This is a genomic window from Paenibacillus sp. FSL R5-0470 (assembly GCF_037975205.1).
In the GTDB taxonomy this organism is placed as follows: Bacteria; Bacillota; Bacilli; order Paenibacillales; family Paenibacillaceae; genus Paenibacillus_AQ.
The window spans coordinates 4246883-4261811 of record NZ_CP150238.1 but is presented as its reverse complement, the minus strand read 5'-3'; the positions used below and the strand labels follow the sequence as shown (position 1 = coordinate 4261811).

The window sequence follows — 14929 nt, the reverse complement described above, 5'->3', positions numbered from 1 at the left end:
ACTAATGGCAAAGGCTAGTCAGCAGGGGCTTAGTGGCCGTCAAAAGGCCGCGATCCTGCTTATCACACTAGGGCCCGAGGTATCGGCGCAAATATTCAAACATTTAAGAGACGAGGAGATTGAACAATTAACTCTTGAAATTGCTAATGTCCGTAAAGTGGACAGCAGCGAAAAAGAGTCGATCATGTCTGAGTTCCATCAGATATGCCTCGCCCAGGAATATATATCACAAGGCGGTATTAACTACGCCAAAGAGATTCTGGAGAAAGCACTTGGTTCCGCAAAAGCAATGGAGGTCATTAACCGTCTGACTGCGACTTTGCAGGTAAGACCTTTCGATTTTGCTCGCAAGGCTGATCCAAACCAGATTTTGAACTTTATTCAGAATGAGAATGTCCAGACTATCGCACTTGTATTGTCTTATCTGCAATTCGAACAAGCCGCAGCTATTCTCTCCTCATTACCTCAAGAGAAGCAGGCGGAGGTGGCTAGAAGAATTGCTGTAATGGACAGCACCTCTCCGGAGGTCATTACACAAATTGAACGAGTGCTGGAGCAGAAGCTTTCTGCTACAGTAACTCAGGATTATACAAATGCTGGCGGTATCGAATCAATTGTACAAATCTTGAATGGAGTTGACCGTGGGACAGAGCGCACAATTCTGGATTCTCTCGAAATTCAAGATCCAGAGCTCGCCGAGGAAATCAAGAAGCGGATGTTCGTATTCGAGGATATTGTCAATGTGGATAACCGTTCGATTCAGCGTATTATTCGTGATATTGATAATGCGGACCTGCAGCTTGCCCTTAAGGTTGCAAGCGAAGAAGTACGAGATGTTATTTTCCGGAATATGTCCAAACGTATGGCAGAGACATTCCGAGAAGAAATGGAGTACATGGGTCCTGTGCGGTTGCGTGATGTAGAAGAAGCGCAAACGCGTATTGTAGGTACGATCCGCAGACTCGAAGAGTCTGGAGAAATTATCATCGCTCGTGGCGGAGGAGATGACATCATTGTCTAAGCTGATTAAGCATTCTCAGTATGTTCCAGTTGATGTACTGAAAAGATTGGAGCAGGCCCGGCACTATGCGGGCCTAACTGAGGAGCCCGTTCCAGAGGAGACTGTAAGCGAGACTCACTATCATGATCCCGCTCGTGAAGAGGCTGAAGTGGCACGTAAGCAAATGCTTAAAGACGCCCAAGAATTTGCCGAAGAGCAAGTACGGAATGCCTCTCTTGAAGCGGAACAGATTGTTGAATCCTCAAAAGCGGAGGCTGAAGAGTGGTGGAAAGAGCGGCGTGAGCAGGATGAACATCTCGTTGAGGCTGTCAAAGCCGAGGCTTATCAGCTAGGGTATCAAGAAGGTGTTTCTCAAGCTGAGCAAGAGATGAAGCTCAAAATTGCAGCGATGATGGATGAAGCGCGTGCTGTTTTAACTGAAGCCTATAAGGCAAGGGATGTCATTATTCAGGAAGCAGAACCTTTCTTGGTTGAGCTAAGCTGTGATATTGCGGAGAAAATTGTGGACAGACAGTTAACGGTTGAGCCGCAGTTTGCAATGGATTTGATTCGGAAGAATCTAGCTCGTAAACGTGAGCAGGGGCTGATCTCACTGTGTGTATCACCTGCGCAGTTTGCTTTCGTAAACGCAGCAAGGGAAGAATTGTCATTAGCGGTTGACTCGCAGGCTGAACTACAGATCTTGCCTGACTCGACTGTGAAAGATCAAGGTTGTGTAATCCGCTCCTCCTTTGGCAGCATAGATGCCCGAATTGATACTCAGCTTGCAGAAATCAAGAAAGAGCTGGTTAGAATCGCGCTGGACACCGATGAGCAGAGAAATGGGGAAGAAGATGCTTGATAGTAACCGTTATAAGGAGCAACTTCGTAATCTCGATCCGGTGAGGATCAATGGGAAAGTGACGCAGGTTATCGGTCTTATGGTTGAATCGGAAGGACCTGATGCTAGCATTGGTGATGTGTGCTATATCTATCCTTCTAAAGGAAATAAGCCGCTGCAAGCTGAAGTCGTTGGTTTCCGTGACAACAAGGTGCTATTAATGCCACTTGGAGAACTGCAGGCCATTGGACCTGGTTGTGATGTAGTGGGAACGGGAAAGCCACTTAGTGTTCAGGTGGGTTCAGAATTGCTGGGTAAGGTACTGGATGGTCTAGGGCAACCGCTTGATGGTTCCCTGATCCCAGCTCGAATGCCACATAGTTCGACCTTTAACATTCCGTCCAATCCACTCAATAGACCACGAGTGCAAGAACCTATTAGCATCGGTGTAAGAGCGATAGATGGTTTGCTAACAATTGGTAAGGGTCAGCGGGTGGGGATTTTCGCTGGTTCAGGGGTCGGCAAAAGTACGCTCATGGGAATGATTGCACGTAATACATCAGCAGATGTTAATGTTATCGCTCTGATTGGGGAACGTGGCAGGGAAGTACTGGATTTCATCGAACGCGATTTGGGACCTGAGGGTTTGCAGAGGTCAGTCGTTATTGTCGCTACATCTGATCAGCCTGCATTAATTCGAATTAAGGGAGCACTTATTGCTACTACGATTGCTGAGTATTTTCGGGATCGTGGACTTAATGTGATGCTGATGATGGATTCGGTCACTCGTTATGCTATGGCTCAACGTGAAGTTGGACTTGCAGTCGGAGAACCACCAGCTATGAGAGGTTACACACCATCTGTATTTGCAAGCTTACCTAAACTACTAGAACGCGCCGGAACTGGTCCTACAGGCTCTATCACAGCTTTTTACACTGTATTGGTTGATGGTGATGACATGAATGAGCCGATCGCTGATGCAGTGAGAGGGATACTCGATGGACATATCGTCCTTAACCGAAGTATTGCCAACAAAGGACATTTTCCAGCAATAGATGTGCTTTCCAGCATTAGTCGTGTAATGAAGGATATTGCGCCAGAAGAACAGATTGCCGCTGCAGAGAATGTTAAGCGACTAATGGCCGTGTACAAGGATTCAGAGGATTTAATTAATATCGGAGCGTATCAGAGAGGCTCCAATGCTCAAATCGATGAGTCGATGGAGTATATAGACAGTATATGGGAATTCACCAAACAAAGAGTGAATGAAAAAGTTACGCTGGCTGAAGTTCAACAGTCTTTAATTTCACACTTCTCGAGGAGTTGATTCAGTATCATGAGATTTCATTATACTTTTCAAAAAGTCGTTGACTTGAAGGGCAATGAGAAGACACAGGCAGAATGGATGCTCTCAAGCGCGCTTGGAGAATTGCAGGCACAAGAAAGAAGCCTGGATGAACTCACCTTTCAGCGGAGCGCTATTATGTTATCTTTACAAAATGCCGCAGAACAAAAGGCACCTATGGCGAAGATTCGTGAAATGCAAGAATATGTAGAATACCTGGATATATGCATTGCCCGTAAACATACGGACGTTAGGAGTGCACATCAGGAAGTCTTGAAGAAGCAAGATCAGTTAAGCACAAAGGTATTAGATGAAAAAGTATGGTTAAAGGCAAAAGATAAGGCTGAGACACAGTTTCAGCAAAGTATGATTTTACGGGAACAAAACGAACTGGATGAGATGGCAACCGTCCGCTTCGCGATGAAATCCCTCTAACCCGGGAGGTTTCCGCTAGTGGCTAAAATTGATAATGACATGGAACTTGAAAATGAAGGGTCAGCGGGGAAATTTGAGCGGTTCTTATTTCTAATGATACCGATTATCTTCACGCTAGTACTGCTTGGAGTACTGTTGACGCTTTTTAATATGGACATTCGTAATAACGTGCTTGAAGTTGCGAATAAAATTCCGATTCTGGAAAAATGGGTTCCTGATCCGCCAACAGATCCTTCTAAACCGAAGGAAGAAAGCAAAAAGCAGGAAGTGAGCTCAAACTCAACGATTAAGGAGCTCAAAGCTCAGCTTGCCCAGAAGGCAGATGAGTTGAAGAAGGTCACAGATGAAAAAACAGCCCAGGATACCAAGGTTCAGGCGCTAGAGTCGCAAATTGAGGGGATGAAGACGGAAGCTGCTGCAGCTGCTGAAGTAAACAGTGAGGAAACAGAAGATCCTTATCAGAAGCAGGTTACTGATCTGGCGAAGCTGTACGCGGGCATGAAAGCTTCCAAAGCTGCACCGATTATGGAGAATTTGACTACAGAAGAGATGGTGCAGATATTCAGCGTAATGAATAAAGCGAGTAAAACTGCGATTCTGGAAAAAATGGATCCTCAAAAAGCGGCAGATGTGACGATTAAGTTGAAAGAAACTACCTCTTCGGGTGATATGGCAATTGCTGCTCTTCAATCAAGATTGAAAAAAGAAGCTGGCACTACTCAAACGACTAAAACTAGTACAAATCTGGATAAGGAAAAGTTGAACCAAACCTTTAGTTCAATGACGCCTGCCAATGCAGCTTCTCTACTAGGAGAAATGTACAAGATTAGCCCTGATAAAGTAGTAACGATTATGAATACCGTAAGTGATAGTGTTCGCTCTTCGATTTTGGGGGAAATGACTAAAAATGATAGTGCGCAAACCGCGAAGATTGTTAACCGTTTGATGGGTGCTAAATAAATATTGAAAGGAGGTGAAAAATAATATGAGTTTAGTGGTTCAATCGCTTGTGAGCGCAAATGCTACAGCTGCAAGTGGTAGCTCATCGACTTCTACTGGCACAACAGCTGCTGTACCTTTCGCGCAGACATTAGTGCAAACTATGGGAGGAAACACAGCTAACACCACATCGGTACCTACTGATCCGCTTCTGGGAAATCTCGCCTCTTTATTGCAAGGTCTTTTAAAGGAAGTGCAGACAACTGGAGAAGATCAAGGGGGACAAGATACGCAGAATTCTGATCTTATCGAGAAGCTAACTGCTGATGTTGAAAATCTGGATGAAAGCATCAATAGCGATCCTGCTGTGCTGGTAGCTTTGCAAGCTTGGCTTCTTCAGGTATCAGCTCTTCTATCGGGAAGTCAAGCGACTGAGGGTGATGCTACATCTGATACGGAGTCGGCAGGAAGCTTGTCGCCGTTAGCTCAGCATGCGGATACGCTGCGATTTGCTGTTCAAGATGATTTGCAAAGTTTAGTTACTATGATTCAGGAAGCTGCTGTCAGTGGGAACGAAGAAGCTGCTAGTAAAGGAATAAGCCTGTTAAATAATTTTACAGCAATACTAGAACAGTCCTCCGCTAACACTATTAAGGGGAAGGGAAAGAACTCCAGTATAAATGAAAACTCTGGTGTATCCGTACAACAACCTATAGTGACTGAAAGCAAAGGTAATACGACGGACAAAACCATTCAAAACCTTAGTAATCGCGCTGGAGAAGTAGCTGCAATTAAGAATGAAGCAGTCCTAACTTCGCCTGTGACCTCAGGAGCTGTTCAAGATCCTGAAGCAGAGCTTACCGCTCCATTGATTAAAAACAGTACAACTGGAGAAACAAAGCAGGCAGAATCAACTCAAGATTCCACATCAGGAACTACTATTATAGAAGGAGATCATGAAGTTGTAACTGCTGGTCAATTAGCTCTTCGGGGAGGAATTACTGCTCCGTTGAAGGCTGAGGTTCCAGTAGCTCCTGTACCCGTTCATCAGTTTGCACAGGAAATGACCGGTTTTATTACAGGTAAATTGGAGATTGTGCAAAAAGGCGGAGTAGCTGAGGCTACGATATCACTCTTTCCAGAAAATCTAGGACAAGTAGATGTTAAGATTACTATGCAAAACGGCCATCTGGTTGCACAGTTTATGACTGAACATTCCGGAGCTAAGGATATGTTGGAACAGCAGATGAACCAGCTTCGAGCGGCATTGCAGTCTCAAGGCCTCCAAGTAGAAAAATTGGAAGTTACACAAAATAATACCCCCCTCAATTCAGGGTGGGGTCAAGAAGGACGCCAACCTGGTTCTGGAAGTGGTCAGCAGGGGAGACGCTCCAAAGAAAGTCGTGAGGAAGCTAATGATGCCATTCTTGCCGCAGAGCTAAATGGTGAATGGAAAGATTGGGTTTCAAACGCAGGGCAAGAAGATGATAATCAAGGGAACTCCTTCTCTGCCAAAGCTTAAACTTATCACAAGTGAAAGAGAGGTGAACGGTTATGACGACAACAACAACTCCTCCTGTTTCTACCAAAGACCAGTGGAATTATACAACTCCCGAATCTACTAAAACAACAGGAAATTCTGTCTTGGGTAAGGATCAGTTTTTGAAGATTTTGATCACCCAGTTGCAGAATCAAGATCCGATGCAGCCGATGCAAGATAAAGAATTTATTGCTCAAATGGCACAGTTTACATCTGTTGAGCAGCTGATGAATATCTCTACACAGCTTACATCAATGAATCAATCTCTTGGATCAGTATCCGGCTTGATTGGTAAAGATATCACATGGACGGATACCGCCACAAATCTACCTAAGACAGGGAACGTTGAATCAATCGTTGTCAGCAAGGGGATTCAATATGCGGTTGTGGGGAAAGACAGAATTGCTTTAACCGATATTACACAAATTCAGAATCCCGCAACAACAGAGAATGGTTCTGGTACAGATAGTAATACTCCGGAGAATAACGGAGGAAGCGAGGCGACAATATGAGTGACAGGCTGACCATAGGCCAACTGTATCCTGCGTCGTCCCTACATTCCTCAACGTTACAGCGATCTTCGATACCGAAGCAGACTGTGACTGGAGAAACCACCTTTGAGAGCGTACTGCAACAGAAGCTTCTAAAATTCAGCAATCATGCTGCTAAGCGTCTTGAACAAAGAGGAATTGAACTTGGAAGCAGACAACTGGATCAGATATCTTCTGCTGTGGATAAAGCTGCTGCCAAAGGCAGTAAAGAATCCTTGATATTAATGAAGGACTTGGCATTTATCGTAAGTGTCCCGAATCGTACGGTTGTAACCGCTATGGATGGAAATTCGATTAAAGATAACGTATTTACGCAAATTGATAGTGCAATTGTGATTTCATAACCGGCTGGTCCTAACGGAAAGCCGAGGCGGCCGCTGACCGACTGACGCGGTCCCATTCACTTAGTAAGTTATTAGGACTCTATAATCTGGGAGGACAACACAAATGTTAAGATCTATGTATTCAGGGGTTTCGGGGATGAGAGGCTTTCAGACTAAGCTTGATGTAATCGGTAATAACATTGCCAATGTCAATACAATTGGTTTTAAATCAGGACGGGTTATGTTCAAGGACATTATGAGTCAAACTGTTTCTGGTGTAACTGCTCCTAGTGATGATGGTGCAGGTGGTATGAATGCTAAACAAATCGGACTGGGCGTAAGTATCGCTTCTATCGATACACTCCATTTGTCCGGTAGTGCTCAAACTACTAACAACCCGACAGATTTACGCATTGACGGAGATGGTTTTTTCCTAGTAAAGCTATCAGAAGATCAAGAAACACCTTTCTTGACTCGTGCAGGAGATTTTCATGTAGATGCTGCACGTAATCTTGTAACTTCTGACGGACTTCATGTGCTAGATTCCGATGGTGGACCCATTCAACTGGGTGATGATGTAACAGCATTCTCCATTTCCAATGATGGAACGATTGTTCAGACCATGTCGGATGGAACGACTGAAGCAGGTGTGAAGATCGGTGTAGCTAAGGTTACGAATCCATCTGGATTAGAGAAGATTGGTGGCAATCTATACCGTATGTCACTTAATGCGAATGCAGAAGGTGAGCTTGTTCCTACAGTAGCAAATGATACTGAAACTGGAACAGGCGCTATCATTTCTGGTCAACTCGAAATGTCCAATGTGGATCTTACGAATGAATTTACAGAAATGATCGTATCGCAACGTGGATTCCAGGCGAACTCCCGTATCATTACGACTTCTGATGAAGTGCTGCAGGAAGTAGTTAACCTGAAGCGTTAATTTTATCAATAATTTAATATCTTTTTTAAAGATTAACGCGGAGTCGTGGGGGAGGTACCCCTCCCCCTATTTTTGTTAGGAGGCCTGTTATGATATCGGTAACGAGATTAAATGGAACACCGATGTGGATCAATGCCCTACTGGTAGAAATGGTAGAAGAAAGCCCGGATACATATATTACGCTAGTAACCGGAAAAAGACTGATCGTGCTTGAAAAAGCTGATGAAGTTATTACGAAGATCCGGGATTATAACAGGGACATAGGCACATATGCTGCCACCATTAAAGTCCAGTCAATGGAGGAGCTAACATGAAGAAGATGCTGCCATGGTTACTTACGATTTTACTTGCGATTACACTTATCGTGATCGCCGCATTTTTATTAATGGACAAGATCTTTCCGAAAGATTCGAATGATGTAAATGCTGCGGTTCAAAGTGTGGAAACCAAGTATTTAACTGCAGATGAAATCGTCGAATTAACGGCAGAGATCAAAGATATCAAAACAAATCTTGCTGATCCCGATTATATCGTTCAAATAGATTTCGCCTTCCAACTGAATTCTGCGAAATCAAAAGAGGCATTCGAAAAAATAAAAGAGATCAAAATCAAACCGATTATTATCAAAACGCTTGCAGATACCAAACCTGAGGAGCTTAATGGAGCAAATGGCAAAGACCAGCTTAGCAGCAAGCTTGTTAATCTGATCAATAAGACATTGACCGAAGGCAAAATCACTCAGATCGAAGTCACCAAATACCTTTTGGCTTCTATGTAGCTTCAGGCATGATAATTCTTTGATAGGGGGGTGATTGAATTGGTTGATGTACTATCACAAAACGAAATAGATGCTCTACTTGCTGCACTTTCTTCAGGTGAGATGGATGCCGATGAACTTAAAAAGGAAGAAACTCAGAAGAAGATCCGATCTTATGACTTTAAACGGGCTGTTCGATTTTCTAAAGATCATATTCGTAGTCTTACAAGGATTCATGACAATTTCGCACGCTATCTTACAACGTACTTTTCAGCCCAATTACGCACCTTTGTGCAGATTAATGTCGTTCAAGTAGAGCAGCTCCCTTATGATGAATTCATTCGTTCCATTCCGAAAATGACAATACTGAACATTTTTGAAGCCGAACCTTTAGAAGGTCGAATGGTAATGGAAGTTCATCCAAACATCGCTTTCGCTATGCTGGACAGATTGCTGGGCGGTTTTGGGACTGCGCCATCTAAGATTAATGCTTTAACTGAAATCGAAACAACGATTATGGAGCGTATCTTCAGCAGATGTTTTGAGAGTTTGCAGGAGGCTTGGAAGACTGTGCTGGATATCCATCCGCGCATGGAAGCGCTCGAAACGAACCCACAGTTCATGCAAATTGTATCGCCCAATGAGACCATTGCATTGATCTCGTTAAGCACCAAAATTGGAGATACAACAGGTATGATCAATCTGTGCATACCGCACGTCGTTCTGGAACCAATAATGTCTAGACTATCTGTTCACCAATGGTTTGTAACAGAGAAGAAGACCCGGGATGCAGATGAACTTGAAGCTATTAAAGCTAGAGTTCATAAGGCGAAACTGCCGATTGTCGCTGAACTTGGAGAATCGAGCTTATCTATATCTGAGTTTCTTGGGCTTAGCGTCGGTGACGTGATCTCACTAAACAGGAATGTAGATTCTGGACTCTCGATTAAGGTAGGGGAGAAGCTTAAGTTCATCGGAAGTCCTGGAATGGTGAAAGACAGGGTAGCCGTGCAAATAGACGAGATTGTCAGTGAAGGAGTTGAAGAATTTGACGAGTAAAGATTATTTATCCCAAGAAGAAATCGACGCCCTTCTGAGACAATCTGCGGAAGGCTCATTGGCTCCTTCAGAGAAAACGGTAAATGACTATTTAACACCGTTTGAACAGGATGCTTTGGGTGAAATCGGTAATATAACGTTTGGTAGTGCAGCGACAGCTCTTTCCACATTACTAGGGAAAAAGGTTGATATTACAACCCCTCAAGTTTCCATCATTACACGCGGGGAATTTGAAGTGGCTTTTCCTAAACCACATGTAGCTGTACACGTGGAATATGTAGATGGATTTCAGGGTATTAACTCTCTTGTTATTAAGATTAGGGATGCACAGGTCATCGCAGATTTAATGCTTGGTGGAGAAGGCGAACCTAAAGATGAAGAATTGAATGAAATTCACATTAGTGCTGTGCAGGAAGCAATGAACCAAATGATGGGTTCTTCTGCCACATCAATGTCCACTATCTTCAATCGGTTTGTTAATATTTCACCTCCGGGTATCGACATTCTGAACATGTCCAGCGGTGAAGGTGTCGGTAGCTTACCCAATGACGAAACCTTAATTCGAATTTCGTTCCGACTTAAGATAGGAGATTTAATAGACTCTACTATTATGCAGCTCTTGCCTGTCCAGTTTGCTAAGGATATGGTAACGATGCTTCTGGGTGATGTAAGCCCTGCAGCGCAGGAGGCTGCAGTTACGTCGACAGAGACTCCTGCTAAGCCGGCTCAAGAGACGCCTCCTGTAGCTCCTCCAGTGCAACAGGCGCCTTCACAGCCCGTAGGAGAAACACCTCCGCCGTACCCTCCGCAGGGGATGCCTGGTTATCCAGGAATGCCAGAAGGCGGATATTATTACCCTCCAGCAGGAATGCCGGCGTATGGCATGCCAGGGATGCCACCCTACGGAATGCCGCCTCAAGGCATGCCTTATGGGCAGACACCACCGCTTAGTCCTGAAGCGAATCGCAATGTAAATGTACAGCCTGTACAGTTTGCTAACCTTAACGGTGGAGCTTTTGGTCATATTGATGAAAACAATTTAAATTTATTGATGGACATACCGCTTAGAGTAACCGTAGAATTAGGAAGGACCCAGAAGCAGATTAAAGATATTTTAGAAATGTCTCAAGGCTCGATCATTGAGCTGGACAAGCTCGCCGGTGAGCCTGTAGATATTTTGGTTAACAACAAGCTTATTGCCAAAGGTGAAGTCGTAGTTATCGACGAAAACTTCGGCGTACGCGTTACGGATATCGTCAGCCAGTGGGACCGAATTCAGAAATTACAATAAGCATACTTAGGGAGGATTTTGTAAAAATGGCTAACCGAATTCTAATCGTGGACGATGCAGCATTTATGAGAATGATGATCCGTGACATTTTGTCGAAAAACGGATTTGAAGTAGTGGGCGAAGCTCAGGACGGTTCTCAAGCTATAGAGAAATTTAAAGAACTGCGTCCAGACCTTATCACGATGGATATAACTATGCCTGAGATGGACGGAATCGCCGCCCTGAAAGAAATCAAGAAGGTAGATCCGGCTGCTAAGGTCATCATGTGTTCAGCCATGGGCCAGCAGGCTATGGTTATCGATGCTATTCAAGCGGGAGCAAAAGACTTTATTGTGAAGCCTTTCCAAGCTGACCGAGTTATCGAAGCTATCAACAAAACGTTGGGTGTGTAGGAAAAAGACATGCCTCTCAATTCAGAACCGCTCGGGAGCAATAACACCCTGCTGAATTTGCTTAACGTTATTATTGTCCTTGCGGTAATCATTGTACTTATTGTGCTGCTGATCCGTTTTCTTGGACGTCGTAATCAGACCTTTATGAGCGGGCGCTCCATTCGAACGCTTGGTGCTGTAGGGCTGGGACCTAACAAGTCGATGCAGGTTATTGAACTGGGAAGCAGCCTTTACTTAATCGGGATTGGTGAGAACATATCCATCTTGGATAAAGTCACTGATCCGGATGAGGTGGCTTTGATCATTGCAGCATTTGAGGATCAGTCCTCCAACCAGAATAATTTTCTCGCACCGCTTATTGCCAAGGTTAAGGTTAAGCTGCGTGGGGAGGTTCCATCAGAAGAAATCGAGCTTAGTGAAACATCATCTTTTTACGAGACACTGCAATCCAAGCTTCGTTCTGCACCAGAGCGAAAAGAGAAAATGGAAGAGCTGTTACGGGATGATGTTACTAAGGATGAGTCGAGGAATTTATGAAAAAGAAGCTAATTCTTGCTATTCTGCTGTTCGGGTTCATTAGTATAGTTATGATGCGGCCGATACATGCTGATCCTATACCTAATGTTAATATTCAGGTCGGTAATGAAGATGGTTCAAGCGGTGGTACCAGTTCCATATCAATTCTTCTTCTCGTTACGGTTCTGAGTATTGCTCCGGCGTTTCTAGTTCTTATGACCAGTTTTACTAGAATTGTAATCGTGCTCGGTTTTGTTAGAACCTCACTTGGTACTCAGGCCATGCCTCCGAATCAGGTGCTGGTAGGGCTTGCTCTGTTTCTGACCCTGTTCATTATGTCGCCAACTTTGGCGCAAGTGAATGAAACGGCATTACAGCCGTATATGAAGGGGACGATTACCCAGACTGAGGCTTTTGATAAAGCTGCTGATCCGATGAAAGAATTTATGTTTAAACAGACCAATTCCAAAGACCTTTTGTTATTTATGAAATATACCGGTTATACGGGATCAGCTAAACCGGCTACATACAGTGATATTCCACTGACGGTGATGGTGCCAGCTTTCGCAATTGGAGAATTGAAAAAAGCTTTTACAATGGGCTTCTTAATTTTCATTCCATTTTTGATTATTGATATTGTTGTGGCGAGTACGCTCATGGCCATGGGGATGATGATGCTTCCCCCGGTCATGATTTCATTACCTTTTAAAATTATGCTCTTTGTGCTGGTAGACGGCTGGTACTTAGTCATTAAATCACTACTTCTTAGTTTTAACACCTGACCTTAAGAGGAGGCATGAGGATTGAGTACGGAGTTTATTATCGGTCTAGCAAGCCAAGCCGTATATTTAGTGCTGGAAGTCAGCGCTCCCATGCTGATTCTTGGTCTGGTGGTAGGGCTAATAATCAGTATCTTTCAAGCTACGACACAGATTCAGGAACAGACGCTAGCGTTTGTTCCAAAAATCGTCGCAGTACTGCTGGCTTTATTGCTATTTGGACCGTGGATCATCACGAAGCTAATTGACTTTACTAGCCAAATTTTAGGCAGTCTCTATATGTATATTGGTTAACCAATGAACATGGATACCTTATTGCAAAGTTTACCCGTCTTTTTGCTTATTTTTTGTCGAATTACAGCCTTTTTTGTTGTCGTTCCTGTATTTTCTTCTCAAGGGGTACCGACAACTTTTAAGATTGGCATATCTTTTTTTGTAGCATTGGTAGTCTTTAGTGCTAATGGAACAGGGATTACGATTCCGCAGGATTTTAGTTATATTTTGCTGATTATGAGAGAAGTATTAATAGGTTTATTGCTAGGTTTCATTGGATATTTGATGTTTATGGCGATTCAGACAGCAGGTTCTTTCATTGATATTCAGATTGGCTTCGGTATTGCCAACGTCATTGATCCTATGACAGGAACGTCAGCACCTATTCTCGGTAATTTCAAATATATGATAGCCCTGCTAATGTTTTTGAGTATGAATGGACATCACCATTTACTAGATGCCATTGTGTACAGCTATAAATGGATTCCTATGAATAATGATTTATTTCTACGCATGGTTGATGGTAGTTTGTCAGAGTTTCTGGTCCGAACATTTGCGCAGTCGTTTGTATTAGCTTTTCAAATGTCGGCTCCATTAGTAACTGCACTGTTTCTGACCGATGTTGGTCTTGCTTTTTTAGCGAGAACGGCTCCGCAATATAATGTATTCGTTATAGGGGTTCCTCTAAAAATCATCATAGGTATTGCACTTCTTTTAGTGCTGATGCCAGGTCTGGCTGTGTTGTTTCAGAATCTCTTCGAAATCATGTTCGAATCCATGGAGAATTTACTGGGTCTCATGGGGAAGAAGCCGTAGGTGACCGTAAGGGGAGAGTATTATGCCTAAGACGAAGCGTTATAGACTAGATCTTCAACTCTTCGCCGGTGAAAAGACGGAAAAAGCAACCCCGAAGAAACGGCAGGATGCTCGTAAAAAAGGCCAAGTAGCCAAAAGTGCTGAGCTGTCTGGTGCGGTTGTATTGCTAGCTGCGGTAGTTAGCTTGATGATGTTTGGTGGTTTTATGAAAGAGCGTTTTATGAAGCTATACACGGACGTATTTCAGAATCGGATGATGCTGGACGTTACGCCTGAGAATATAACACTGCTATTTAATCAGTATGGTTTGCAAATCTTGATTTTGCTAGCTCCATTACTTGGAATTACGTTTGTTATGGCACTTGTTTCCAACTTGGCGCAGGTGGGCTTTATGGCTACAGGAGAGGGGATTACTCCTAAATTCAGTAAGATTAATCCGATAAAAGGATTCAAAAATATTTTCTCAATGCGTTCGTTTGTAGAATTCCTGAAATCAATATTTAAGCTTCTAATTATTTCTTATCTGGTATATAGCACATTATGGGGAGAAAAGAAGAACTTTGCATCCCTGTCGCATATCAGTGCGGAGGGTATTTTTAAGTTTGCGGCCAAGCTGACGATGAGTCTTGGTTTGAAAATAGGGGTTGCCCTGCTAATTATGGCTTTTCTAGATTTTATGTATCAGAAGTACGAGCACGAAAAAAGCCTGAAAATGTCTAAGCAGGATATCAAGGATGAATACAAAAAAATGGAGGGTGACCCTCTAATTAAAGGTAAAATCAGGGAACGCCAACGCAGAATGGCCATGCAGCGTATGATGCAGGAAGTTCCTAACGCGGATGTAATTATTACAAATCCAACTCACTTTGCTGTTGCGCTAAAATATGATGGTTCCAAAATGGAGGCGCCACAGATTATTGCAAAAGGGCAGGATTATGTAGCACTTCGTATACGGGAGCTGGCTAAAGAACATGGCGTCGTGACTATGGAAAACAAACCGCTGGCACGGGCATTATTCCAAAGAGCAGAAATTGGAGATGTCGTTCCAAATGATCTGTTTCAGGCTGTAGCTGAAGTGCTGGCATATGTATATAAACTTAAAGGTAAGAGGAAATAAGGCGGGGGGTTA

General features: G+C 43.5%; 19 protein-coding genes. All 19 read left to right on the top strand.

Annotation, left to right across the window (positions count from 1 at the left end):
- Positions 1 to 4 precede the first annotated feature (4 nt).
- The 19 genes from fliG to flhB all read left to right on the top strand — a co-directional run bounded on the left by fliG (position 5) and on the right by flhB (position 14917).
- Entirely contained in the window at positions 5 to 1021 is a 1017-nt protein-coding gene (gene fliG / locus MKY99_RS18795; RefSeq protein WP_042128934.1) for a flagellar motor switch protein FliG, read from the top strand.
- Positions 1014 to 1862 (top strand): FliH/SctL family protein, encoded by an 849-nt coding sequence (locus MKY99_RS18790; protein WP_042189449.1) that lies wholly within the window; start codon positions 1014 to 1016, stop codon positions 1860 to 1862. The genes fliG and MKY99_RS18790 overlap by 8 nt, the downstream gene beginning before the upstream one ends.
- Positions 1843 to 3168 carry a flagellar protein export ATPase FliI gene (fliI, locus tag MKY99_RS18785; RefSeq protein ID WP_042128931.1) on the top strand — a complete coding sequence of 442 codons (1326 nt, stop codon included), beginning with the start codon at positions 1843 to 1845 and terminating at the stop codon, positions 3166 to 3168. The genes MKY99_RS18790 and fliI overlap by 20 nt, the downstream gene beginning before the upstream one ends.
- A 9-nt stretch (positions 3169 to 3177) precedes the next feature.
- The gene (gene fliJ, locus MKY99_RS18780) at positions 3178 to 3621 is read left to right on the top strand and encodes a flagellar export protein FliJ (RefSeq protein WP_339242131.1); all 444 of its coding nucleotides are present in this window, start codon (positions 3178 to 3180) and stop codon (positions 3619 to 3621) included.
- An 18-nt stretch (positions 3622 to 3639) separates the two neighbouring features.
- A complete protein-coding gene (locus MKY99_RS18775; protein WP_339265645.1) occupies positions 3640 to 4581 on the top strand; it encodes a kinesin in 942 nt (313 codons plus the stop codon).
- Positions 4582 to 4606: 25 nt separating this feature from the next.
- The gene (locus MKY99_RS18770; protein ID WP_339265644.1) at positions 4607 to 6082 is read left to right on the top strand and encodes a flagellar hook-length control protein FliK; all 1476 of its coding nucleotides are present in this window, start codon (positions 4607 to 4609) and stop codon (positions 6080 to 6082) included.
- Positions 6083 to 6114: 32 nt separating this feature from the next.
- Positions 6115 to 6612: a flagellar hook capping FlgD N-terminal domain-containing protein gene (locus MKY99_RS18765; RefSeq protein ID WP_076285418.1), complete on the top strand. Its 498-nt coding sequence runs from the start codon at positions 6115 to 6117 to the stop codon at positions 6610 to 6612.
- Complete coding sequence (locus MKY99_RS18760; protein ID WP_339265643.1) at positions 6609 to 6995, top strand: TIGR02530 family flagellar biosynthesis protein; 387 nt, start codon at positions 6609 to 6611, stop codon at positions 6993 to 6995. The genes MKY99_RS18765 and MKY99_RS18760 overlap by 4 nt, the downstream gene beginning before the upstream one ends.
- A 103-nt stretch (positions 6996 to 7098) precedes the next feature.
- Positions 7099 to 7917, top strand: a complete 819-nt coding sequence (gene flgG, locus MKY99_RS18755) for a flagellar basal body rod protein FlgG (RefSeq protein WP_339265642.1) — start codon at positions 7099 to 7101, stop codon at positions 7915 to 7917.
- Positions 7918 to 8006: 89 nt separating this feature from the next.
- Positions 8007 to 8231, top strand: coding sequence for a flagellar FlbD family protein (locus tag MKY99_RS18750; protein WP_042128923.1), 225 nt, complete (start codon positions 8007 to 8009; stop codon positions 8229 to 8231).
- A complete protein-coding gene (locus MKY99_RS18745; RefSeq protein WP_042189445.1) occupies positions 8228 to 8695 on the top strand; it encodes a flagellar basal body-associated FliL family protein in 468 nt (155 codons plus the stop codon). The genes MKY99_RS18750 and MKY99_RS18745 overlap by 4 nt, the downstream gene beginning before the upstream one ends.
- A gap of 39 nt (positions 8696 to 8734) precedes the next feature.
- Positions 8735 to 9733, top strand: coding sequence for a flagellar motor switch protein FliM (gene fliM / locus MKY99_RS18740; protein ID WP_042189444.1), 999 nt, complete (start codon positions 8735 to 8737; stop codon positions 9731 to 9733).
- Positions 9723 to 11024 (top strand): flagellar motor switch phosphatase FliY, encoded by a 1302-nt coding sequence (fliY, locus tag MKY99_RS18735; RefSeq protein WP_042189443.1) that lies wholly within the window; start codon positions 9723 to 9725, stop codon positions 11022 to 11024. The genes fliM and fliY overlap by 11 nt, the downstream gene beginning before the upstream one ends.
- A gap of 26 nt (positions 11025 to 11050) precedes the next feature.
- Positions 11051 to 11416, top strand: a complete 366-nt coding sequence (locus tag MKY99_RS18730; RefSeq protein WP_036688523.1) for a response regulator — start codon at positions 11051 to 11053, stop codon at positions 11414 to 11416.
- A gap of 9 nt (positions 11417 to 11425) precedes the next feature.
- On the top strand, positions 11426 to 11953 hold the full coding sequence (locus MKY99_RS18725; RefSeq protein ID WP_042189442.1) for a flagellar biosynthetic protein FliO: 528 nt from the start codon (positions 11426 to 11428) through the stop codon (positions 11951 to 11953).
- Entirely contained in the window at positions 11950 to 12714 is a 765-nt protein-coding gene (fliP, locus tag MKY99_RS18720; protein ID WP_042189441.1) for a flagellar type III secretion system pore protein FliP, read from the top strand. Before MKY99_RS18725 ends, fliP begins: the two co-directional genes overlap by 4 nt.
- 21 nt (positions 12715 to 12735) lie before the next feature.
- Positions 12736 to 13005 (top strand): flagellar biosynthesis protein FliQ, encoded by a 270-nt coding sequence (gene fliQ / locus MKY99_RS18715; RefSeq protein ID WP_042189440.1) that lies wholly within the window; start codon positions 12736 to 12738, stop codon positions 13003 to 13005.
- Positions 13006 to 13014: 9 nt separating this feature from the next.
- Complete coding sequence (fliR, locus tag MKY99_RS18710; RefSeq protein ID WP_042194135.1) at positions 13015 to 13800, top strand: flagellar biosynthetic protein FliR; 786 nt, start codon at positions 13015 to 13017, stop codon at positions 13798 to 13800.
- Positions 13801 to 13822: 22 nt separating this feature from the next.
- A complete protein-coding gene (flhB, locus tag MKY99_RS18705) occupies positions 13823 to 14917 on the top strand; it encodes a flagellar biosynthesis protein FlhB (protein ID WP_042189439.1) in 1095 nt (364 codons plus the stop codon).
- Positions 14918 to 14929 lie beyond the last annotated feature (12 nt).